Raw genomic sequence first — 21264 nt, forward strand, 5'->3', positions numbered from 1 at the left:
GTACTAGTACGCTGGGCGCATGACGCCGATCGTCGTTCGCCTGATCGCCGCGCTGTCCGCACTGCTCCTGCTGGCCGGCTGCGGCGGGGACGGTGACGCGTCCGTGGACGCCACGACGACACCGCTGATCCCCGACACACCGGTGATCACCGAGGCGCCCGCCGGCTACAACGCCGCCGATGTCGCGTTCGCCGAAACGATGGTTCCGCATCATCAACAGGCTGTCGATCTGTCCACCACGGCCACGCAGCGCTCCACGAATCCCGAGCTCATCGCGCTGGCCAACCAGATCGTCGCCACCCAGCAACCCGAGATCAACATCCTCAACGTGTTCCTCGTGCAGTGGAGCGAGAATCCGGACGCCCGCACCGACCCCGACGCGGGAGACGATCCGCTGGAACCGTCGATCCAGGGGATGGTCGACGACGCGACCGTCGCGAAGCTGGAGTCGCTCAGTGGCGCGGAGTTCGACAAACTGTGGCTGGAGTCGATGGTCGGACAGACCCAGGGTGGCGTCGACATCGCCGACGACGAGATCGCCAACGGGGTCAACGTGGACGCCATCGCGGTCGCCAAGGCGATCGCGGCGGAATTGGAACCGCAGGTTGCCCAGATGAAGCAGATGCTGGAGGGGATGCCGTGACTGACAGCCACGACGATGACGCCGGTGAGCGCGGCTACTCGGCGCAGAAGGAGAACTACGCCAAGCGGCTGCGCCGGATCGAGGGCCAGGTGCGCGGCATCGCCAAGATGATCGACGAGGACAAGTACTGCATCGACGTCCTCACCCAGATCAGCGCCGTCAACAGCGCGCTGCAGTCGGTCGCGCTCGGCCTGCTCGAGGAGCATCTCGGCCATTGCGTCACGCACGCCGTCGCCGCAGGCGGTAGTGAGGCCGACGCGAAGTTGGCCGAGGCGTCGGCCGCGATCGCGCGCCTGGTTCGCTCCTAGCCCACCGCGCTGATCGTCGCGTCGCAGATCGGCAGATTGACCTCAAGGACGCGCTGCTTCGTGTTGTCCGGCGGTGTGACCGCCAATGTGCCGATGCGCCCGCAGGATTCACCGGTGGCGCTGTCGATCGTGGAGGTCTGGACGTCGGCGGTCGCGACATCGCCAGGCTGCAGAGTCAGCCGCGGCGCGGCATTGGCCGGGCGTTTGGCCACGTGCACAAGCACATTGCCGGGTCCGCCGAGCAGGTCGGCCGACGGATAGCTGACGAAGCCGCATACCTCGGACGAGGTGTTCGCGAACGAGATGACGACGCGGCGCATCGTATCGGCCTCTTCGACCGGGCCCGCGCTGACGGTGAGGGCGGCGTCGGAGCACGGCGGAATCACGCCTGGCTCAACCGCAGTGGCGGCCGGGGTCTCCGACGGTGGAACCTCGGTGGAGGTGGGGGCGGCCTCCGGGGCGGTCGTCGGCGTCGACGTCGTGGCTGCCGTGCTCGACGGGGTGACGGTGACCGTCGCCGCGGCAGGTTCTGTGGCGTCCTGCGCGCAGCCGGCGAGTAGCAGGATCGCGGCAGAGCCCGTGAGCAGTGCGGCGGTGGAGCGTCCGAGCATGGGTGGTCCTTCCAGGTCAGTTCCCGACGAAGTATGAGTACAGGCGGATGATCCGGCTACCGATCCCAAGATCATCCGCCGAAACTGAACTGACGCAGGGGCGCTCTCGAACTTCTCCTGCTGGAATTCCGTTTCGGCGCGGAGGTCACTCGTCGGCGAAGTGGAACTCGCCTGCTGTGACCCGCTCCAGCATGCCGGCCGTCCACGATGCGTTGGACTGGAAGACCCCTCGCCAGACATCGAGGAGGTGCTGCGCGTGGGGCGGCGCATCCGGATCCGGCCACTGCGGCTTCATGTCGTCGAGCTCGACATCGATGCGGCGGGTGATCGCCAACTGCTCGGTCAGCAGCTCGCGCACCCGCGCCCGCGGCAGGCTCTGCATGAAAGCGATGCCGGCACCCAATTCCTCGATGTCCGGGCTCCGCAAGGCTGTTTCCAGCAGCGCGAAGAACTCGTCCTCGCCGGCTTCGGTGATGCGATACATCACCCGTGTCGGGCCCTGCGGACTCGCAGCGGGGTCGGCGGCCGTCAGCTTCCCTTCCCGCGCAAGCTGTTTGACGGCGTGATAGATCGACGGGGGTTTGACGGCCGTCCACGTGTCGACCCGCCAGCCCATCAGCTCGCGGTGTACGGCGTAACCGTGTGCCTCGCCGTGGGAGCGGACGACGCCGAGGACCAGGAGCCGGACCGTCACGCCTCGCGCATCCAGTCGTCGATCCGCTCCAGGGCGGTGAGTTCCGGTGCCAGCGCTGCCTTCTCGTCGTCCGACAACCCGATCGCGGCCAGCTGTGCCCTCGAAGCGTCGGCCTGTGCCCGATCGCCCAGAGTGACTGCCAGTTCGGCGCGGTCGGCGTGCGCGCGGGCCAGGTCGAGTCGCGGGGCGTGATCCCAGTACCGCCGCAGGGCGGTGTCGAGTGCGCGGGCGGCCAGCGCGTCGTCGCTCTTGAAATCCCGGAAGATGCGGACGTTGTCGTGTGCCTTGGCGAGCCCGGACAGTGCTGTGGAACCGCCGTACTCGATGTCGGGTTCGTCGCGGTTGATGACGGTGATGCCGTTGCCGGACGGGTCGTAGATGACGAAGCGGGTCTGGCCGGGCCGAAGACGTGTCAACCGCGGCAGTCCGGTCGCCGGTACGCGGCCAAGGCGCGCACGCAATGTCTCGACGAAGCGCGCATGGATCGGGGCGACGTCGTCGACGAAGGCGAGGAACCCGCCCGAGTTCTCCTCGGAGCCGTCCAGGCCTGCCGACGCTGCCGTGAAGTGCACCTCGATGTCGTCGAGCGGAACGCCAAGTACAGGTAGGGACGCTCCTGGCGGTGCGTGACGGTGAAGCCGAGCGCTTCGTAGAAACCGACGGTGGCGGCGGCATCGGTACAGGGCAGCACCGGGACGGTGGTGATCATGATCGCCACGGTACTCAAGGTTGAGTAGTTAGCCCAGCGCGTCGTCGATGCGCTGCACCTTCGCCGTGAGCTGGCCGGTGAAACCCGGCCGGATGTCCGCCTTGAGAACCAGGCTGACCCGGGGAGACACCGCCGCGACCGCCTCGACGGCCTGCTTGACGACGGCCATCACCTCGTCCCACTCGCCTTCGATGTTGGTGAACATCGCATTGGTTTCGTTGGGTAGGCCCGACGCGCGCACAATCCGGACGGCAGCGGCGACGGCATCGCCGACACCGCCCGTCTCGTCTGCTCCGGAAGGACTGATGCTGAAGGCGACGATCATGCGTCCAGTGTCACCGGCGTAACGGTTTGCCGCCCCGGCGCGACAATCACTGCAGGTCAAGGCTGTCTGGGTGGTCGCTGCCCAGGTCAAGCCGGCAAGAACGATCTTGGCGCTGTGACACACTGGGGTCAGTCGCTGGACTGGAGGTAACGCATGCGGCAGCGAAACAAGAGACGGCTCTCCGCCCTGCTCATGACCATGGGCGTGATCGCGGGGCTGTCCCTCGGTGCGCCCTCGGCGCTAGCACAACCCCTGCCGGCCCCGGCGCCCGCGCCGCCCCTACCGCCCGCTCCGGCACCGTTCGTGTTCCCGAACCCGTTCGCTCCGCCGCCACCCCCGGCTCCCGTGGTGCCGACGGCGAACGATCCGTTCCCGACGATCCCCGGCCAGCCGATGGCCATTCCCGAGGGCACCCCCGAGGGGCAGAACCCGACGCCGTTCGTCGGGCAGCCGCCGTTCGTGCCGCCGTCGTTCAACCCGACCAACGGATCGATCGCGGGCGCGGCCAAGCCGATCTACATCAACTTCCAGCGCCCCATCGCCAACCGCCAGATGGCCCAGGACGCGGTGCACATCTCGTCGGTGCCGCCGGTGCCCGGCCGTTTCTACTGGACCACCGACACGCAGCTGCGCTGGCGCCCCCTCGACTTCTGGCCGGCCGGCACGGTCGTCAACATCGACGCCGCAGGCACCAAGTCGAGCTTCACGGTCCCCGAGCAGCTGGTCGCCACCGTCGACAACGAGACCAAGCAGATGGAGATCATGCGCGACGGCGTGCTGGAGAAGACCTTCCCGGTCTCGATGGGCAAGTCCGGCTACGACACCAAGAACGGCACCTACTACGTGCTGGAGAAGTTCGACACCATCGTCATGGACTCTTCGACGTACGGCGTGCCCGTCGACGATCCGTCCGGCGAGGGCTACAAGCTCAAGGTCAAGGACGCCGTCCGCATCGACAACAGCGGCATCTTCGTCCACGGTGCCCCGTGGTCGGAAGGCTCTCAGGGCTACAGCAACGTCAGCCACGGCTGCATCAACCTCAGCGCGGAAGACGCGGCGTGGTTCAGGCAGAACTTCGGCAGCGGCGATGCCGTGGTCATCAAGAACACCGACGGCGGAATGTACGACCAGCCGGACGGCGCGTCCGACTGGCAGATGTTCTGACGGGATAACTCGTTCGCGTCGCCTGACGTGTCCGCCGTGCCACGATGGGCCCTGAGGGGCGATGCGCGGTGACGACAGGGCGATAGGACGCACGATCGCGGTGATCGTGCTGATGGCGCTCGCTACGGTCGCCTTGCGGGGCTATCTACCCGGAGCAGAACGGCGTGACCAACCCGAGGAGCTGACCGCGAGCTCCGGCAGCGTCGTCCCGGTCATCGTGATGCTGGTCGCGTCCATCGCCGTAATCGCGGTGGCGATCCTCTCGCAGGCTTTGCAGCGGTCCGCTGGGCCCGGAGCAGGGGATCCCCAGCGGAGACTTGGTGGTCCGCGCACACCGCTGCGGTGGCGGCCCCTGGTGATCGCGATCGTCGTGCTGCTGGTGTGGTCGCTGGTGCTGGTCCTGCTGATGCGGTGGGTGTCGCCGGAGATTCCCGACAACGCGGCCCCTGCCGATCCCGGAGCGCCCCCCGCGCAGAGCTCTTCGGAGGGTGACCAGACCCCACCAGCGCGTCCCTCCGGCGGCGGCGCCGTGTTCGTCATCCTGGCCGTAGCGACGACCGTGCTCGTCGCGATGTCGATCGCCGGAACCGTGCTGCGGCGCAGGCGGACACCCGCACCCACGATGGCCCCGGCCAGCCGCGACCCCGCCCCGCCGCCGGCTGCAGCACCCGACCTCGTCCGTGCTGCCGAACTCGGGCTCGCCGCAATGGACGACCCCGGCCGGGATCCGCGCGAGGCGATCATCGCGTGCTACCTCGCGATGGAACGGGAGCTGGAGAAATCGCCGGGCACCACTCCGCGGGATTCCGACACCCCGTCCGAGGTGCTGGCCCGCGCCATCGAACTGCACGCCCTCGAAGCGGGCAGCGCCACCGAACTGGTGGTGCTCTTCGAGGAGGCGCGGTTCAGCCCGCACGTCATGAACGAGTCGCACCGTGCCGACGCGGTGCGCGCACTGCGAGCGGTGCTCGATGAACTCCGGGTGGCGCCGTGACGAAAGTCGTTGTGGCAGGAGTATTTCTGGTGGTCGTCGTCCAGCTGCTCGCCATCACCCAGTTGGAGCGGGAGATCGTGGTCGCGGTGACGGGCGGCGCGATCGCGTGCGCGCTGATCGCCGTCAGGTCACGTCTGAACCACCAGATGGCGTTGGAGGAGGACGCCGTCGCCGACGACGCCGCCGCGGCCGTGCGCCGCTGGCTCTCGCGCACCGAGACACTCATCTCTTGGTCCGAATCGTCGCGCGCCGACTGGGACCGCCGGCTCCGGCCCATGCTGGCCCGCCAGTTCGAACTCGCCGCCGGTCGGCGTAAAACCAAGGACACCAGAGCATTCGATGCGACAGGCCGAATGGTGTTCGGCGACGAACTATGGCAATGGGTGGATCCGGAGAACATATCGAGAACTGGAGGCCAGGAGCCCGGCCCGGGACGCCGGACACTCGACGACATCCTCGCGCGGCTGGAGCGGCTGTGACCACACCGGCCGTCACCACCGCCCGATGCGAGGCGGTGCTCGACGAGATCGGCCGGGCGGTGGTCGGAAAACGCGGGGCGCTGAACCTGATCCTGATGACGGTCCTGGCGCGTGGCCACGTGCTGGTCGAGGATCTCCCCGGGCTCGGGAAGACGTTGATCGCCAAATCTTTCGCCGCGGCCCTGGGGTTGGAGTTCACCCGGGTCCAGTTCACGCCGGACCTGCTGCCCGCCGACCTTCTGGGCTCGACGATCTACGACATGCAGTCCGGCCGTTTTGAATTCCGTCGCGGGCCGATCTTCACCAACCTGCTCCTCGGCGACGAGATCAACCGAACCCCGCCGAAAACCCAGGCAGCCCTGCTGGAGGCGATGGCCGAGCGGCAGGTCAGCGTCGACGGCGTCACCCACCGGTTGCCCGAACCGTTTCTCGTTCTGGCGACGGACAATCCGATCGAATACGAAGGCACCTATCCGCTGCCGGAGGCCCAACTCGACCGGTTCGCCATCCGCCTCGAGTTGAAGTACCTCTCCGAGCCGGAGGAGGCGACGATGCTGCGGCGCAGGCTCGACCGGGGATCCGCGCCCGTGGTCGTGCGTCAGGTCGTCGACGCCGACGATCTGCTGCACATGCACGAATCGGTGGAGCAGGTGACCGTCCACGACGACGTCGTGCAGTACGTGGTGACGCTCGCGGCCGCGAGCCGCCAGCATCCGCAGGTCGCCGTCGGTGCGAGCCCGCGGGCCGAGCTCGACCTGGTGCAACTGGCCCGCGCACGGGCGCTGCTGCTCGGACGCGACTACGTCGTTCCCGAGGACGTCAAAGCGCTTGCGGTGCCGGCGATGGCGCACCGGATCAGCCTGCGGCCCGAGATGTGGGTGCGCAAAGTCCAGGGAGCGGACGTCGTCGAGGAGCTGCTGCGGCGCACAGCGGTGCCGCGGGCGCGGTGATCCCGTGGTCGATGTCGATTTACGTTGGCGTGCTTCCTCACTGACCCTCGCGATCGCGACGTGCGCAGCGGTCGTCATCACGGGGGCACTGGTGACCGGCCGGTGGGAGCTCGTCGCCTTCGCGGCGCCGATGGCCGGGGTTTTCTGCTCGATCGGCTGGCAGCGCCCCGCTCCCACCGTTGATGTATCAGGAAGTCCGGCGTTCCAACGGTGTTTCGAAGACGAGAAGGTGCGCGTGAGCGTGTCCGCCGATGCCGACGACGGCAGCCCGGTCACCGTACGCTGCACCGCACCGGCCGGGATGGAAGTCGAGGACGAGCCCTCGGCGGTCTCGGTGCGGGCGGCCCGGTGGGGCCGCTACCCGATTTCGGCATCGGTGAGAGTCCCCGGACGCGGCGGGCTGATCGAAGGCACCGGAACGGTCGACGCCGCCGAGGTCTGCGTATTTCCCATCGCCCCACCGCAATCCACCGGGATTCCGCGCACGGATCTGCTCGACAGGCTGGGTACCCACCTCACCCGTCACACCGGGCCGGGTGTGGAGTTCGCCGATATCAGACCTTACGTCCCCGGCGATCAGTTGCGCACCGTGAACTGGGCGGTCAGTGCACGGCGTGGCGCGCTGCACGTGACCGAACGGCTCACCGATCGGGCGGCAGACGTCGTCGTGCTCGTCGACACCTACCCGCAGCCGCCGGGACCGGCGACCGCCGCGACCGAGCGGGCCGCGCGCGGAGCGGCGCAGGTGGTCCAGAGCGCCCTGAGGTACGGCGACCGGGCGGGGCTGGTCGCACTCGGCAGCCGCACCACCCGCTGGCTCGGTGCGGACATCGGGCAGCGCCAGTTCTACCGGATCCTCGACACCATGCTCGGCGCGGCTGACACCCATGAGACCGCGACCGGCACCCTCGCACCGCGGCCCGCCGTGCCGGCCGGTGCGATCGTCGTCGCGTTCTCCACCATGCTCGACACCGAATTCGCTTTGGCGCTCATCGATCTGCGCAAGCGCGGGCACCCGGTGGTCGCGGTCGACGTCCTCGAAGGCAGCCCCGTCGAAGGTGACCACGACCCGCTGGTGCACCGGATGTGGGCGATGCAGCGATCGTTCATGTACCGCGACATGGCCACCGTCGGCGTCGACATTGTCAGCTGGCCCGGCGCCGCGACGCTGGATCAGGCGATGGCGCTGATACCTCTGCGTCGGAGGCGCGGATGACCCGCCATTTGTTGGCACCCGCATTCGGCGTGCTCATGGTCGGCGCGGCTGCATACCGCGCCGACGGGTTGGTGCTCGTCGTCGCCGGTGTCGCCGTGGTGGCGGTGATCGCGTCGGTGTGGCTGCGCCCGGCGGCCACCGCCGCGGTGCTGCTGGCGGCACTGACGGTCGCGCTTTCCGGCTCGGCACCTCTGTACGTGGTGCTGGCCGGGCTGGCCGCCGCGGTGTATCTCGTTGTACGCCATGCCGATCCGACGGTGCCGACGACTGTGTTCGCGGTCGGCTTCGCACTGGCGGCCTCGGTCGTCATCGTGGTGCCCGTCCGCGTGCCGTGGCTGCCGCTCGCTGCTCCGCTGGCCCTGCTCGCTGCCTACCTGCTGGCGCTACGGCCGTTCCTCCGCGCGCGCTGACGCACCGTTCTATCGGTCACAGTGCGCATTGTTGCCGTGTAGATGGGAATCCCCATGTCGGTACGAGGAGGTACTCAGATGGTCAGCGTGAAAACCCAACCGGCACCCGTCCTGCTCTATGACGGGGTCTGCGGCTTCTGCAATGGCGCGGTGCAGACCATTCTGCGGCTCGACCCGCACGGCGATCTGCGATTCGCACCACTGGACAGCGACTTCGGACGGGGTGTGGTCGAACGTCACCCGCAGTTGGCCGACGTCGACTCCATCGTCTTCGTCGAGAGGCCGGAAGAGACCGACGAGCGGGTCACGACCAAGTCTGAGGCCGCGTTACGCGTCGCGGACTACCTCGGCGGCCCGTGGCGGGCAGCGGGGGTGGTGGGCATCGTGCCCGCTGGGGTGCGCGACCGGCTGTACGACGGCTTCGCGCGCGTCAGGTACCGCATCTTCGGGACGCACGACACCTGCCCGATCCCCGCGCCCGAAGTCCGCGCCAGATTCGTGAGCTAGCGGCCCTCGAACTTCGACAGATACATCCACGTCGGGCGGTACCCGCGACGCTCGTACAACCGCATCGCGTCGGTATTGCCCGGCAGTACCCCGAGCACCAGATCGCGGACACCGTCGTTACGCAACGCCGACTCCAGCATGTCGAGAAGCTCCGAGCCCAGGCCGCTGCCGCGGTATTCCGGTAGCACACTGAGCGATTCGATCTCGCCGATCCGCTGACCCGTGCGCCACGTGTCAGCCACCCAGGTGTCCGCCGACGCCATCACGTGGGCCAGCCCGTAGCCGATCAGCGCGCCACCGTCCGACGCCAGCAACAACACCGTGTCCGGTTTGGCCAGCAGCTCCGCGTACAGCTTGCGCCGCTCGCGCCACGTCTCGTCATCGCCGACGAACGGCGCGAGCTCCGGCATCGACTCGGTGTGGCGGTGATGCACCGCAATCCACAACGGCGCCAGCGCATCCAGATCGCCGACGCCGCCGCGGCGCACCTGCCAGCTCATCAGTTCCAGATGTGGACGCGCCGCTCGGGCTCCAGGAACAGCTCGTCGTCCCGGCTGACGTCGAACGCGTCGTAGAACGCGTCCATGTTGCGGATCACGCCATTGCAGCGGAACTCCGGCGGCGAATGCGGATCCACCGCGAGGCGCCGGATCGCCTCGGCGTCACGCGATTTCGTGCGCCACACCTGAGCCCAACCGAAGAAGACCCGCTGTGCGCCCGTCAATCCGTCGAGCACCGGAGCCTCGGCTCCGTTCAGCGACAGTTGATACGCGAGCAGTGCGATCGACAGGCCACCCAGGTCGCCGATGTTCTCCCCGACGGTGAACGCGCCGTTCACGTGGTGCGAGGACCCCGACGACGCGAGTTCGCGCGGTACGAACTCTTCGTACTGCTCGATCAGAGCCTTTGTACGCAACCCGAATTCGGCGCGATCCTCGTCGGTCCACCAGTCCACCAGATTGCCGTCGCCGTCGTACTTGGCGCCCTGATCGTCGAACCCGTGCCCGATCTCATGGCCGATGACCGCGCCGATACCACCGTAGTTGGCGGCGTCGTCGGCATCGGCGTCGAAGAACGGCGGCTGCAGAATGGCAGCGGGAAAGACGATCTCGTTCATACCGGGGTTGTAGTACGCGTTGACGGTCTGCGGCGTCATGAACCACTCGTCGCGGTCGACGGGGCCACCCAGCTTGGCCAAGTCGCGGTCGTACTCCAGCTCATAGCCGCGCCGGTAGTTGCCGTACAGATCGTCGCGTGCGATCACCAACGACGAATAGTCGCGCCACTTCGCGGGATAACCGATCTTCGGCGTGAACTTGTCGAGCTTGACGAGCGCCTTCTCGCGGGTCGCGGGAGTCATCCACTCGAGGGTGTTGATGCTGACGCGATAAGCCTCGCGCAGGTTGGCGACCAGCTCGTCCATCCGAGCCTTGGCCTGCGGCGGGAAGTGACGGTCCACGTACAGCCTGCCCAGCGCCTCACCCATCAGGCTTTCAACCACCGAAACGCCGCGCTTCCACCGGTCCCGGATCTCCTCGGTGCCCGAGAGCCGCTTCCCGTAGAACGAGAAGTCCTCGGCGATCAGCTCGTCGGTCAGCAGGAACGTCCTGCCGTGAATGACCCTCCAGCTGAGCCACTTCTTCCAGTTCTCGAGGCTCTCGTCGGCCCACAGAGCGGCGAACGCCGTCAAGTAGTCAGGCTGGCGCACAACGACTTCGGCAGCTTGCTCGGTGCCGGCACCCAGGCCGCCGAGCCACCCCGTCCAGTCGAAGCCCGGAGCCTCGTCGACGACCTCGGTGAACGTGCGCAGGTTGTACGTCAGGTCGGCGTCGCGCCGCTTCACGACATCCCAGTGCGCGGCCGCGATCTTCGTCTCCAGCGCGACGATCGTGGCGGCTGTCGCTTCATGATCGGCGGAATCGCCGCCGTAGACGAGCGCGAACATCGCCGCGATGTGGCCGGGGTAGGCGGCCAGGATCTCGGCGTGCTGCTCGTCGCGGAAGTAGGACTCGTCGGGCAGGCCGATGCCGGACTGACTCAGGTGCAGCAGGTAGCGCGTCGAGTTCTTCGAGTCGGTGTCGACGTAGAGGCCCGTGCCACCGCCGATGCCGGCGCGCTGCAACGAGCCGAGAACGCCGGCGAGTGCGTTGTGATCCCCGGCGGCATCGACGGCGGCGAGCTCGTCGAGCAGCGGCTTGAGCCCACGGGCGCGGACCGTGTCCTCGTCCATGAAGCTCGCGTACAGATCACCGATGCGCTGCTCGTCGGTGCCCTCGTCTGCGTTGGCTGCTGCCGCTTCGGTGATCAGGTCCCGGATCTGCTCTTCGGCACGGTCGTACAGCGTGCGGAACGCGCCGTCGGTCGCCCGGTCACCCGGGATCTGATATTCGGTGAGCCAGCGACCGTTGACATGGCCGAACAGGTCGTCCTGCGGGCGGGCGTCGCCGTCGACGTAGCGCAGGTCGATACCGGACTTGAGATTCGAAGAAGCTTCTACCGTCACCCCACCAGCGTGCCAGAAACGTCCAGGTACCCTCACGCGCATGCCCGACGACGAGCAGGTTCCCGACCACGAAACGCGCGCAGGCACGTCGGGAGTGTTCAGAGTATTCAGTGGCTTCGGCATCGCCTCGGCCGTACTCGGGGTGATCGCCGTCGCCGCGGTCGTCGTGGCCGCCCTGATCTGGTCGGGTCATCGCAGTGACACCGACGAGCTGAAATACCGCACCGAGGTGCTGCAGGCGGCGGCCGACTGGACCAACGTCCTGATCAACATGAACAAGGACACGGTCGACACCGACATGACCAAGCTGCACGACGGCACCGTCGGGCAGCTCAACGCGGACTTCGAGTCCAGCGTCGAGCCGTTCCGTCAACTGGTGCAGACGCTGCAGTCCCAGACCAGCGGACAGGTCGACTCGGTCGCGATCGAGACCATCCACCACGACCAGCCCGGCGCCCCGCCCGCCCCCGAGCCGGGGATGTCCGGCTTCTCGACGCGGACCGACACCGTCATGGTCGTCGCCACGTCGCTGAGCGAGAACGCGGGCACCGAGAAACCCCAGACGGTGCGCTGGACGCTGCGACTCGACGTCACCGACGTCGACGGCAAGCTGTTGATATCGCGACTGGAGCCGATCCGATGAGGAACCGGCTGCGCGTTCTCGCCTTCGACCTGCTCGCACCGTTCGGCGCGATCGCCGCGCTGGTCTACGTCGGCGTCGCACTCGGCTGGCCGCTGTGGTGGGTGTCGGTGTGCTCGGTGCTGTGCGTCCTCATCGTCGAGGGCGTCGCCGTGAACTTCGCGCTGGCCCGACGTGACGCCGTCACCGTCGGCACCGATGACGACGGCCCGGGGCTGCGGCTCGCGGTCGTCGGCACCGCCGCGGCCGCAACCGTCGCGGCCGCTGTCGTCGGCTACGTGCAGTGGACGGTTCCCGACCGCACGTTGCAAGACGACAGCGGCGAGGTGACGGGCATCGCCAGCAGTGTCGCCGAGGCGTCGGCCACCTTCACTCCCCAGAACCCGACGTCGTCGATCGATCGCGCCACCGGCATGATGTCGCCGGCCAGCGCCGAGCGGTTCAAGAACGAATTCGCCGCGGTTGCAAAGGATCTGGGTGCCCGTAACGTCTCGGCGCAGGCCAGCACGGTGTCTGCGGGGGTCGAGGCCATCGGACCCGACGCCGCGAGCGTGGCCGTCATCCTGCGCGGCACCCAGTCCACGCCGGGGCGGCAGCCCGACACCGCGGTGCTCGCGCTGCGGGTCGCGCTGTCGAAGACCGACGGCCGCTGGGTCGTCGAGGACGTGTCGCCGATTCACTCCCGCTGACGCCTCAGGCCCGGCCCTTCAGGATGAGATTCCAGTAGATCTGCGGCAGCACGTACCGGTCGAACGCCCACGCAACCCGGCGCGGCTTGAGTGGGTCCAAGAACGACGGCAGCGACGAGCTGATCGCGCCGTCCCGGTCGAATTCGGCAGGGATGAGGTGGCGGGAATCGGTGGCGACCGGTGCCACGGTGTAACCGTCATAACGGGACAGCGGTCGCCCGTTGCGCGCCGCGACGAGGTTGTCCGCCAGCGTCGAGGTCTGACGTCGTAGTGCGCCGCCCGAGGGATCGGTGGCCACCTGCGCGGCATCACCGGCCGCCCAAACGGTCGAGTAGACGCGGTGCTGCAGCGTCTCAGGGTCGATGTCGATGCGGCCGTGCGAGTCGGTACCGCTCAGGCCGGCGTCCTCCAACCAGCGCGGTCCGCGAAACGGGGGCACGAGATGGAGAAGATCGAACGGCAGGGTGCGTGTCCCGTCAGGCCCTTCGACAACGAGTTTTCGGTCGTCCGGGCGGACAGCGCTGACCGAGGTGTCGTAACAGACGCGCGCTCCCAATTCGGCCAGAGCGCTTCGTAACCGGTCGTCGACATCGGGCACCCCCAACAGCGCAGGACGATCGATGACGAGGGTGATGTCGACATCACCGAGACGGCCCTGCCTACGCCAGTAGTCCGCCGCGAGAAACAACGGCTTGATGGTGGTGCCCGTGCAGCTGACCGGGGCACGCGGAACCGTGAACACGGCGTGGCCGTGACGCGGCGGCATGGCGCGGACGAGCTGCCAGGTGTCCTCGGCGCGGTCGAGGTAGTTGCTGCACACCGCCGGTGACTCGATGACCTCGGCCAGGCCGGGAAGGGCGTCGGTGTCCGGGACGAGCCCCGGGCTCAAGACAAGGTCCCGGTAGCCGTAAGTCCTGCCTGAGGCGCAGGACACGGTGTGCGCGACCGCGTCGACGGCCGTGACCGAGTCTTGGACCCAGCTGCAGCCGCGCGGCGTCACGGAACGCTGAGTGCGTTCGGCCTCGCCTATGGAGGCCTGCCCGCCCCCGACGTACGAGAGGAGGGGGCGGTAGGTGTGCACAGCCAGTGGCTCGATCACGGCGATGTCGTTGATCCCGCGTCGCAAGAGATGCGCGGCGGTGCTGAGTCCCGCGTTTCCGCCTCCGATGACGAGCACATCGAAAGACGAAGTCGCGACCACGCATGGCCCTTACCCGCTTTGGTGAGGACTATTCGGGCCGGGTGATGGGAACACGTGGGCCCACAGCTTCGACAGAAAGGGGGACGCGGCCTTGGCGCAGATTTCCGAGCTGGATTGTCCCAAGCGCATGCATTTCGGTCCCTGCGGTGGGGTACGCCACGACGGGCAGTGTGAGATGCGCCCCGGGCCGTGCGTGTTCCCCGACGTCGTCCCGTGGGCGGGCCCGGTTCCCCAGGCGCGCCCGGCAACCGCCCCGCTGATCCTGACCGACTTCAGCTGCGTCCCGTTCGACCTGGCGGACATGACCGCCACGGCTGCGGCGCTGTCCGGTTCGTGTGACGCGGTTCTGGTGGGCGAGCACCAGAACCGTCCCGACTTCCCGCCCGTCCTGACTGCCAGCACGCTCCTCGACAACGGTGTGACTCCGTGGATAACGCTGTCGTGCCGGGACCGCAACCGCGTGGTGCTCGAGCAGGAACTGCGCGGACTGCAGCTTGTCGGAGTGCAGACGGTGCTGTGCGTGACCGGCGACGGCCGTGCCTACGACGTGCGCCCCGATGTCACCCAGACCTTCGACCTCGACGGCCCGCGCCTGGTGTCGCTGGCCGCATCACTGGCGGTCACCGCCGCCGTACCTGAAACCCCAACGGCGCCACCGGTTTCGCAGCGACCACTGCGGTTGGTGCAGAAGCAGCGCGCCGGGGCGGGGGTGGCGGTCCTCAACCACGTGTCGACCCCGGCGATGGTCGCCGAGTTCATGGCCGCTGCACGGACGGCCGGTCTGACGATTCCGGTCCTTGCTGCGGTCGCGGTGCTGACCGACGAGGTGTCCGCCGCTGTGCTGCAGGGGCTGCCCGGTCTCGCGCTCGACGATGCGGTGGTGAGTTCGATTCTGACCGCGCCCGACCCGCGGGAAGCCGGTATCGCGGCGGCGGTCGACGAGGCCCGCGCCCTGCTCGCCATCGACGGGGTTGTCGGCGTCAACATCTCCGGCCTGGCCTCCGCTGCGGGTACCCGAGAAGGTGCCCACATCAAAGCCGAAGTGGGACAACGAATACGAGCATGGGTGGACGGCAATGAGTGAGGCGATGTCGGCTGAGTTCGACACCGTTGCCGAATGGACCGCGGAGGTGGCGCGCGACCTCGGTCCGGACTTCTGGATACCCGCGGGATGCCGCGGCAGCGGCAATCCGGCCGCGCTGGACTGGCTTGTCGACGAACTCGAACTCAGGACCGGAGAGTCGTTGCTCGACTGCGGGGCAGGAGTCGGGGGACCCGCCGCATACGCCGCGCAGTTGCGCGATGTCGCACCCGTGCTGATCGATCCCGAACGGGGCGCGTGCCGCGCGGCCCGGTCGCTGTTCGGGTATCCGGCGGCGCAGGCGAGCGCGGCGCGGCTGCCCGTCGACGATGAAACCTTCGATGCAGCATGGTGTCTCGGTGTGCTGTGCACGATGCCGGATCAGTCCGATCTGCTCACCGAACTACGCCGCGTCGTGCGGGCGCCCGGACGCATCGGCCTGCTGGTGTTCCTCGCCGAGGTGGAGCTGTCGCCTGAGGACCAGCCGGAGGGCAATCACTTTCCGACCGAAGAGTCGCTGCAGCAGCTTCTCTCGGTCGCGGGCCTCACGGTCGTGCGCAGGCGGAAAACCGCCGACCTGCCGGAGATCCCGGCGAGCTGGCAATCGAAGGTGGATGCTGTCGAGGATGCTCTGCGTCGCAGGCACGGTCACGAGCAGGCGTGGCGGGTGTCCGAGAAGCAGTCCGACGAGATGGGCCGGCTGCTCGGCGAGGGCCTCGTGACCGGGCACGTGCTGAGCCTGCGGGGCAGTTAGGCCAGCAGGGCCGCGGCGATCTCCTCGGGATGGCTGAGCGCCGCGAGATGCCCGCCCGGGACCACCTCGACGTCGAGCCCGAGACGATCCCGCACCACCCGCCGCTGGAACTCCAGCGGGAACAGCCGGTCGTGGCTGCCCGCCAGCACGCGGGTCGGCACGTCGGGCCAGAACGGCAGCGGCCAGGGTTCGACGAACGGAAGCTCGGCCTGTTCGGGCTCCGGCCGCAGCAACGCGACCTGACGCACCGTGGCGGGAACATCGTGAAAGAAGTCCTCGATCACGTCGAATTCTGTTCTGCCAAGCTCGATTTCGGCGAAGTAGTCGATCTGCGCCTGCTTCTGCCCGGTGTTGGCCCACCAGTTGCCCGGCGACTCCGCCGGTGCAGGCACCATCGGGTTGAGCAGAATCAGCGACGCTGTCGGCAGCCGCTCGGCGACGATCGGCGCCGTCATCGCCCCCAACGACTGGGCGACCACCGTCAGCGGTCCGTCGGCGTCCATCGCCGCGACGGTCGCGATATCGGCGTAGGTGAGCAGGTCGGCTTCCGGGTCGTCGGCGGGCAGTTCCACGGCGATCGCCTCGACGCCGGCCTCTTCGAGCAGCGGGACGACCCGATGCCAGTACCAGGCGCTGCCGCCCGCGCCCGGGATCAGCAGATGGGCCACGGGATCAGTCGCTGTTGCGCTGGGATCGCATCTTGGCGAACCGGTCGGACAAGCGGCCCATCCGGATCATCAAGGACGCCGCGGGGCTGGTGCTGCCGCGCAGGTAGGCGGCGAAGTCCTCGGACGGAACGCCGATACGCGACGCGAACTCCTGCTCGCCGAGACCCGAACGCTCCAGCAGCAGGTGCACGTGGCGGGCCACCTCGGCGCACTCGTTGGCCTCCAGATGCTCGCGGGTGCGAACCAGGACCTCCGACATCGCCCTCGACACCCCGTACGGACGCGCAGTCTCGAGGACCTCCTCGACCTGGCGGGCCGTCCTGCCGAACGGATCGCGCTTGATGGCAACGACGATGCGCTGCCAGACGCTGAGGTCGTCGTTCTCCAGGGCGGCCCGGATCGCGGCGGTGGGCCAGAACTCCACGGGCCGGCCGTCGACACCCGGGGGAGTCGCGGCGGCGTCCGCGCCCCCACGAATCTCAGGGGTCACCGCCGTCACCTCGCTTCCTCCAGCATCGCCACCGCCACCGATAGGCAGCGCTGTCTGACCTTGGCCCACTCAGTCTCTCTGTCGGCTCCGGCCGCCGCGATGTCCGGTCCGTCGGACGGCGCGGGCTCGGCCAGTCGGCGCACCAGCTGAGTGGCCACCCAGTGTCCGCGTGCCGGTTGTCCAGCGTAGTACCGATCCATGCTGGCCAGCACTTCAGCCGCGGTGTTGGTGTCCATCGAGTCGACCAGTTCCGCGAATTCGTTGTAGTCGCGCGCGGTGTTGCGCTCCATGATCAGAAAGCTCTTGAGGCGCAGCGTCTCGGCGCCGGTCGGGATCTGCAGCCGATCGCCGGTGGGTAGCAACACGTTGGTGGTCTCCATCGGGGCGGTCCGCTCGATGCGCGAACTCCCGGTATCGCCTGGATGCTCCTCGCGCAAGCGCTCGTCGGCACCTGCCCGTTCGACGGCCAGCGCATCCAGGGCCACATCGAGCCTGCCGCGCCACATCGTCACCGGGTGTTTGGGCAGTTTGACCGCGACAGTCTTGCCGTGGGCGCGATTGGTCACCGCGGCGGTGACGCGCTCGTCGCGGCCCACGCGCGTTCCGGTCATCTTGCTGTACGGCTGGCAGCCGCTGAACGCCAGCGGATCTGCGACAGTGATTGCCTGCGGGGCAAGGGATTTGAACTTCGCCGCCGACTTGACGACGGTACGAAGGTCCGAGCCGGACGGAGCGAGCGCGGAGATGTCGTCGGGGATGATCACGAGGTCGCCGATGTCGGCCTTGGGGAGCGGCTTCTCGAAGTCCACCGACGGCAGGATGCGGTCCAGCCAGCGCGGCAGCCACCAGTTCCACTCGTCGAACATCGCCATCAGCGCCGGCACCAGGACCAGGCGCACCACCGTCGCATCCACCGCGATCGCGACCGCGCACGCGACGCCGAGCTGGGCGACCAGCGGCATACCGGCGAACGCGAACCCGATGAACACCGCGATCATGATCAGCGCCGCGCTGGTGATCGTGCGGGCGCTGGTCGACACGCCATAGGCCACCGCGTCGCGGGTGTTGCCCGTCTGCAGGAAGCGCTCCCGGATGCGGGTGAGCAGGAAGATCTCGTAGTCCATCGACAGGCCGAATGTGAGGGCGAGCACCAGCGGCGGGACCGTACTGTCCAGCGACGAGATCTTCTCGAAGCCCAGATCCTGCAACCAGCCCCACTGGAAGACCACGACGAGCGAGCCGTACGCCGCCGCCACCGACAGCACGGTCATCAGGACGCCCTTGAACGCCAGGAACACCGACCGGATCGACACGAGCAGCATGACGAAGGCGATCAGCGCCACGAACGCGAACACCAGTGGCTGCGTCGTGGAGACCCGGTCGTCGAAATCCTTGATCAGCGCCGTCGGGCCGCCGACGTCGACGCGGGCTCCCTCGCCGGCCACCGCCGGGAGCTGGTCGCGCATCCAGTCGATCGTGTCGCGGGCACCCATGTCCTCGGGATCGACCGACGGCACCGCGGACAGCAACGCGCTGCGGTAGTCGGCGCCGAACACGGGCGGAGCGACCGACACCACGTTGGGCGCCTGGGTCATCTTCTGCCGAATAGATTGCAGCAGAGGCTCTTTCGCCGCTGCCGAAGCGGCGTTGCCGTCCGGGAAGGTCACGAGCACCCGAATCGGACCGAGCGCACCGGGGCCGAGCGCCTCAGCCGCCGCGTTGACACCCCCGCGGATCTCGTGGGTGGCATCGAACTGCCGCTGCATACTGTTGCCGAGCATCATCGAGAATGCGGGTGCCGCAAACGCCAGCAGCAGCGCCGCCGCCGCGATCGCCGACAGCCACGGCCTGCGCATCACCCACCCGGTCCAGCGGGACCAGAACTTCGACTGCGTCGCCTCGACGCCCCGACCCCAGTGAAGGTATGACGAACGTTTGGCCGCCCGCCTGCCGAACGTGGCCAGCACCGCGGGCGTCAGCGTCGTCGACGTCAGCACCGCGATGGCCACGGCGAGGATGGCGCCTGTCGCCATCGACTGCAGCACCGGGGTGTTGATCAGATAGATGCCGGTGACCGACGCGATCACCGTCAGGCCCGACAGCACCACCGCGAGGCCGGACGTGGCCATCGCCGCATCGGCGGCGTCCTCGGGTTCACGGCCCGCGCGCAGCTCCTCGCGAAATCGCATCAGGATGAACAGGGAGTAGTCGATGGCGACCGCGATGCCGAACATCGACACCGTCGACGTCACGAACACCGACATCGTCGTGTACATCGACAGGACGAAGACCACACCCATCGTCACGACGACGGTGCAGACACCCAGCAGCAGCGGCATCGCCGCGGCGGCCAGTGACCCGAAGACCGCCAGCAGGATGATCAGGACGATCGGGAAGTTCCACTTCTCGGCCTGGGCGATGTCGTGCTTGGTGGCCTCGGTCGCTGCCGCACCGAGCGCTCCCTGGCCGATGACGTAGAAGCGGACCTTGCCGTTCTCCGTCTCGCCGGGCTCTTCACCGTCGACGCCGATCTTCTGGCGCAGCTGTTTGGCGACGTCCACCGCGCCCGTGTTCTCGAAGTCCAGCTGCAGCGTGATGACGTACGGCCGGTCGGGCCGCGGCGGTGGTTGCAGAGGGGTCGGGACGATCGCGACGCTGGGCACCTCCGCGGCCAGACTCTCCAGATGCGCGACGGCGTCGTTCATGTCCTGGAACGAGGCGTCCGCGCGGGGTGCAGCGACGAGCGCCAGGGGCGATGCGCCCTGGTCGGGGAATTGCGCCTCGAGTTGGCGTTGCACGTACAGCGACTGCGAGCCTTCGACTTCGAAGCCACCGCCGGTGAGGTTGCCTGCTTGATTGACGGCCAGATACACCGAGGGGACCAGAAGTAACAGCCAGACCGCGAACACCGCCCAGCGGAACCTACGCAGGTTGCTGCTCACGCGCATCATGAACTGCTGGATGTGAACTCCCCACTTTCTCCCCGGGCGTTTCTTCGCGGAAGCGTACAGCAGGAAACTGTGCCGCGACCGTCCTCACCAGGGCCTCAGCAATGCCTCATGCAGCTCTAATGCATGTCTGCGCGACGCGCTCAGGTGGTCAGCCCGGCGGGGGCGATGGCACTATGTGGTCGAGCAATATCAAGGCGTCGGGGCCCGTGCTAATGATCGCAGCGTGTTTGCGAAACGCGTGTGGCGTTAGCGAACTGTTAGGAGTTCGTCATGAAGCCAGCCAGGGGAGTCACCGCGTTAGCCACGCGGTCGTCGGTCCTCGCCGCGGGGGCCGCTGTCGCGGCGCTGATGTCGGTATCCACGGCGACCACGGCCACCGCCGCACCGGACCCGTGTGCGGCCAGCGAGGTGGCCAGGACCGTGGCTGAAGTGGCCACCTACACCGGCAACTATCTCGAGGCAAACCCCGAGACGAACGCCGCCATCACCGCGATCTCTCAACAGCAGGAAGGGCCGCAGTCCCTCGCAGCGCTGAAGACGTACTTCGATGCCAACCCGCAGGTCGCCGCTGACCTGCAGCGGCTTCAGCGTCCACTGCAGGCACTGTCGACCCAGTGCAAATTGCCACTGACACTGCCTCAGGTCTTCGGCCTGATGCAGGCCGCCCAGCAGAGCCCCGCACTGCCGCCGGCCCAGAATGTCGGAGTGGCCGGGCTGCGTTAGCTCGCAGGACCATCGCTTCTGGCGACTTTCTCACGATTGGTTAACCGCTAGGCAAGAAACTGTGCGGCTGTTCTGCTTAGCTTCCTAGGATGGTCCTGACCGGCGGCCGCTTCGGGCCCGGTCTGTCAATCCCAAGATCTAAGGAGCGTTCATGTTGAACTCGGCCCCCATTGTGCGTCGTGCTGTCGCAGGCGCGCTGGGCGCGGGTGCGGTTTCCGGCGCTGTGCTGTTCGGTGTCCTCGGCGCTGCGCCGGCTTCGGCACAGCCCGCCCCTCCGCCGCCGCCGAACTGCACCGCGGCCGATTTCTCCGGTGTGGCCTCCGGCGTCTCCGCCGCATCGTCGGCCTACCTGTTCACCCACCCGGACGTGAACGCGTTCTTCAGCGGCCTGCACGGCATGCCGCGGGCTCAGCTCGACGCCGAGGTCGCCGAGTACCTGGCCACCCATCCCCAGGTCGAAGCCGAGCTGAAGGGCATCCGCCAGCCGCTCGCCGACATCAAGCACCGCTGCGGCTTCACGCCGCAGGACCCGGACGGACCTAACTTCTGATACG

At 68.0% G+C, this 21264-nt stretch carries 25 protein-coding genes; 15 read left to right on the plus strand and 10 right to left on the minus strand.

The window, feature by feature from the left end; translation table 11 throughout:
- Positions 1-19: 19 nt before the first annotated feature.
- A complete protein-coding gene (locus tag P9A17_RS00150; protein ID WP_278036570.1) occupies positions 20-643 on the plus strand; it encodes a DUF305 domain-containing protein in 624 nt (207 codons plus the stop codon).
- A complete protein-coding gene (locus P9A17_RS00155) occupies positions 640-951 on the plus strand; it encodes a metal-sensitive transcriptional regulator (RefSeq protein ID WP_278036571.1) in 312 nt (103 codons plus the stop codon). Before P9A17_RS00150 ends, P9A17_RS00155 begins: the two co-directional genes overlap by 4 nt.
- On the opposite strand, the gene P9A17_RS00160 is transcribed toward P9A17_RS00155, so the two are convergent.
- From P9A17_RS00160 to P9A17_RS00175, 4 genes are all read right to left on the minus strand, one after another.
- Positions 948-1562 carry a DUF4232 domain-containing protein gene (locus P9A17_RS00160; RefSeq protein WP_278036572.1) on the minus strand — a complete coding sequence of 205 codons (615 nt, stop codon included), beginning with the start codon at positions 1560-1562 and terminating at the stop codon, positions 948-950. The two genes, P9A17_RS00155 and P9A17_RS00160, sit on opposite strands and share 4 nt — an antisense overlap.
- Positions 1563-1707: 145 nt before the next feature.
- Positions 1708-2256 carry a PadR family transcriptional regulator gene (locus P9A17_RS00165; RefSeq protein ID WP_278036573.1) on the minus strand — a complete coding sequence of 183 codons (549 nt, stop codon included), beginning with the start codon at positions 2254-2256 and terminating at the stop codon, positions 1708-1710.
- Entirely contained in the window at positions 2253-2828 is a 576-nt protein-coding gene (locus tag P9A17_RS00170) for a glyoxalase (protein WP_278036574.1), read from the minus strand. The genes P9A17_RS00165 and P9A17_RS00170 overlap by 4 nt, the downstream gene beginning before the upstream one ends.
- A gap of 165 nt (positions 2829-2993) precedes the next feature.
- On the minus strand, positions 2994-3290 hold the full coding sequence (locus P9A17_RS00175) for a thiamine-binding protein (RefSeq protein WP_278036575.1): 297 nt from the start codon (positions 3288-3290) through the stop codon (positions 2994-2996).
- A gap of 153 nt (positions 3291-3443) precedes the next feature.
- On the opposite strand from P9A17_RS00175, the gene P9A17_RS00180 reads away from it, so the two are divergent.
- The 7 genes from P9A17_RS00180 (at position 3444) to P9A17_RS00210 (ending at position 9010) form a co-directional block, all read left to right on the plus strand.
- The gene (locus tag P9A17_RS00180; RefSeq protein ID WP_278036576.1) at positions 3444-4454 is read left to right on the plus strand and encodes a L,D-transpeptidase; all 1011 of its coding nucleotides are present in this window, start codon (positions 3444-3446) and stop codon (positions 4452-4454) included.
- Between the two features lie 61 nt (positions 4455-4515).
- Positions 4516-5448 carry a DUF4129 domain-containing protein gene (locus P9A17_RS00185; RefSeq protein WP_278036577.1) on the plus strand — a complete coding sequence of 311 codons (933 nt, stop codon included), beginning with the start codon at positions 4516-4518 and terminating at the stop codon, positions 5446-5448.
- Positions 5445-5927 carry a hypothetical protein gene (locus tag P9A17_RS00190; protein ID WP_278036578.1) on the plus strand — a complete coding sequence of 161 codons (483 nt, stop codon included), beginning with the start codon at positions 5445-5447 and terminating at the stop codon, positions 5925-5927. Before P9A17_RS00185 ends, P9A17_RS00190 begins: the two co-directional genes overlap by 4 nt.
- Positions 5924-6877: a MoxR family ATPase gene (locus tag P9A17_RS00195; protein ID WP_278036579.1), complete on the plus strand. Its 954-nt coding sequence runs from the start codon at positions 5924-5926 to the stop codon at positions 6875-6877. The genes P9A17_RS00190 and P9A17_RS00195 overlap by 4 nt, the downstream gene beginning before the upstream one ends.
- Positions 6878-6881: 4 nt before the next feature.
- Complete coding sequence (locus P9A17_RS00200; protein WP_278036580.1) at positions 6882-8093, plus strand: DUF58 domain-containing protein; 1212 nt, start codon at positions 6882-6884, stop codon at positions 8091-8093.
- A complete protein-coding gene (locus P9A17_RS00205; protein ID WP_278036581.1) occupies positions 8090-8503 on the plus strand; it encodes a hypothetical protein in 414 nt (137 codons plus the stop codon). Before P9A17_RS00200 ends, P9A17_RS00205 begins: the two co-directional genes overlap by 4 nt.
- Before the next feature lie 78 nt (positions 8504-8581).
- On the plus strand, positions 8582-9010 hold the full coding sequence (locus tag P9A17_RS00210) for a DCC1-like thiol-disulfide oxidoreductase family protein (protein WP_278036582.1): 429 nt from the start codon (positions 8582-8584) through the stop codon (positions 9008-9010).
- Here the strand turns inward: P9A17_RS00210 and P9A17_RS00215 are convergent.
- The gene (locus P9A17_RS00215; protein ID WP_278036583.1) at positions 9007-9510 is read right to left on the minus strand and encodes a GNAT family N-acetyltransferase; all 504 of its coding nucleotides are present in this window, start codon (positions 9508-9510) and stop codon (positions 9007-9009) included. The two genes, P9A17_RS00210 and P9A17_RS00215, sit on opposite strands and share 4 nt — an antisense overlap.
- Positions 9510-11513 carry a M13 family metallopeptidase gene (locus tag P9A17_RS00220; protein WP_278036584.1) on the minus strand — a complete coding sequence of 668 codons (2004 nt, stop codon included), beginning with the start codon at positions 11511-11513 and terminating at the stop codon, positions 9510-9512. The genes P9A17_RS00215 and P9A17_RS00220 overlap by 1 nt, the downstream gene beginning before the upstream one ends.
- 40 nt (positions 11514-11553) lie before the next feature.
- Between P9A17_RS00220 and P9A17_RS00225 the strand changes: the two genes are divergently transcribed.
- Entirely contained in the window at positions 11554-12156 is a 603-nt protein-coding gene (locus P9A17_RS00225; protein WP_278036585.1) for a hypothetical protein, read from the plus strand.
- Positions 12153-12842, plus strand: coding sequence for a hypothetical protein (locus P9A17_RS00230; RefSeq protein WP_278036586.1), 690 nt, complete (start codon positions 12153-12155; stop codon positions 12840-12842). The genes P9A17_RS00225 and P9A17_RS00230 overlap by 4 nt, the downstream gene beginning before the upstream one ends.
- Before the next feature lie 4 nt (positions 12843-12846).
- On the opposite strand, the gene P9A17_RS00235 is transcribed toward P9A17_RS00230, so the two are convergent.
- Positions 12847-14043, minus strand: a complete 1197-nt coding sequence (locus P9A17_RS00235) for an FAD-dependent oxidoreductase (protein WP_278036587.1) — start codon at positions 14041-14043, stop codon at positions 12847-12849.
- Positions 14044-14134: 91 nt separating this feature from the next.
- Between P9A17_RS00235 and P9A17_RS00240 the strand changes: the two genes are divergently transcribed.
- A complete protein-coding gene (locus P9A17_RS00240; protein WP_278036588.1) occupies positions 14135-15127 on the plus strand; it encodes a methylenetetrahydrofolate reductase in 993 nt (330 codons plus the stop codon).
- Complete coding sequence (locus P9A17_RS00245) at positions 15120-15878, plus strand: class I SAM-dependent methyltransferase (protein ID WP_278036589.1); 759 nt, start codon at positions 15120-15122, stop codon at positions 15876-15878. Before P9A17_RS00240 ends, P9A17_RS00245 begins: the two co-directional genes overlap by 8 nt.
- Here P9A17_RS00245 and P9A17_RS00250 read toward each other — a convergent pair.
- From P9A17_RS00250 to P9A17_RS00260, 3 genes are read right to left on the minus strand one after another with little or no spacing between them, the layout of a single operon-like run.
- Entirely contained in the window at positions 15875-16546 is a 672-nt protein-coding gene (locus P9A17_RS00250) for an alpha/beta fold hydrolase (RefSeq protein ID WP_278036590.1), read from the minus strand. The genes P9A17_RS00245 and P9A17_RS00250 overlap by 4 nt on opposite strands.
- 4 nt (positions 16547-16550) lie before the next feature.
- Entirely contained in the window at positions 16551-17036 is a 486-nt protein-coding gene (locus tag P9A17_RS00255) for an XRE family transcriptional regulator (RefSeq protein ID WP_278036591.1), read from the minus strand.
- Positions 17037-17041: 5 nt separating this feature from the next.
- Positions 17042-19987, minus strand: coding sequence for an MMPL family transporter (locus tag P9A17_RS00260; RefSeq protein WP_278036592.1), 2946 nt, complete (start codon positions 19985-19987; stop codon positions 17042-17044).
- 270 nt (positions 19988-20257) lie between these two features.
- Here P9A17_RS00260 and P9A17_RS00265 point away from each other — a divergent pair, with 270 nt between their 5' ends.
- Both P9A17_RS00265 and P9A17_RS00270 read left to right on the plus strand, forming a co-directional pair.
- Positions 20258-20710, plus strand: coding sequence for a hemophore (locus P9A17_RS00265; RefSeq protein ID WP_278036593.1), 453 nt, complete (start codon positions 20258-20260; stop codon positions 20708-20710).
- A 151-nt stretch (positions 20711-20861) separates the two neighbouring features.
- Complete coding sequence (locus tag P9A17_RS00270) at positions 20862-21260, plus strand: heme-binding protein (RefSeq protein WP_278036594.1); 399 nt, start codon at positions 20862-20864, stop codon at positions 21258-21260.
- Positions 21261-21264: the final 4 nt, after the last annotated feature.

This window comes from Mycobacterium sp. 236(2023), assembly GCF_029623955.1.
GTDB lineage: Bacteria > Actinomycetota > Actinomycetes > Mycobacteriales > Mycobacteriaceae > Mycobacterium.

Bases quoted from the DNA above. Each gene is read 5' to 3' on its own strand.
- P9A17_RS00150 (WP_278036570.1), top strand. From the start codon at position 20: ATGACGCCGATCGTCGTTCGCCTGATCGCCGCGCTGTCCGCACTGCTC.
- P9A17_RS00160 (WP_278036572.1), bottom strand. From the start codon at position 1,562: ATGCTCGGACGCTCCACCGCCGCACTGCTCACGGGCTCTGCCGCGATC.
- P9A17_RS00175 (WP_278036575.1), bottom strand. From the start codon at position 3,290: ATGATCGTCGCCTTCAGCATCAGTCCTTCCGGAGCAGACGAGACGGGC.
- P9A17_RS00180 (WP_278036576.1), top strand. From the start codon at position 3,444: ATGCGGCAGCGAAACAAGAGACGGCTCTCCGCCCTGCTCATGACCATG.
- P9A17_RS00185 (WP_278036577.1), top strand. From the start codon at position 4,516: ATGCGCGGTGACGACAGGGCGATAGGACGCACGATCGCGGTGATCGTG.
- P9A17_RS00205 (WP_278036581.1), top strand. From the start codon at position 8,090: ATGACCCGCCATTTGTTGGCACCCGCATTCGGCGTGCTCATGGTCGGC.
- P9A17_RS00210 (WP_278036582.1), top strand. From the start codon at position 8,582: ATGGTCAGCGTGAAAACCCAACCGGCACCCGTCCTGCTCTATGACGGG.
- P9A17_RS00215 (WP_278036583.1), bottom strand. From the start codon at position 9,510: ATGAGCTGGCAGGTGCGCCGCGGCGGCGTCGGCGATCTGGATGCGCTG.
- P9A17_RS00225 (WP_278036585.1), top strand. From the start codon at position 11,554: ATGCCCGACGACGAGCAGGTTCCCGACCACGAAACGCGCGCAGGCACG.
- P9A17_RS00230 (WP_278036586.1), top strand. From the start codon at position 12,153: ATGAGGAACCGGCTGCGCGTTCTCGCCTTCGACCTGCTCGCACCGTTC.
- P9A17_RS00245 (WP_278036589.1), top strand. From the start codon at position 15,120: ATGAGTGAGGCGATGTCGGCTGAGTTCGACACCGTTGCCGAATGGACC.
- P9A17_RS00260 (WP_278036592.1), bottom strand. From the start codon at position 19,987: ATGATGCGCGTGAGCAGCAACCTGCGTAGGTTCCGCTGGGCGGTGTTC.
- P9A17_RS00265 (WP_278036593.1), top strand. From the start codon at position 20,258: ATGAAGCCAGCCAGGGGAGTCACCGCGTTAGCCACGCGGTCGTCGGTC.
- P9A17_RS00270 (WP_278036594.1), top strand. From the start codon at position 20,862: ATGTTGAACTCGGCCCCCATTGTGCGTCGTGCTGTCGCAGGCGCGCTG.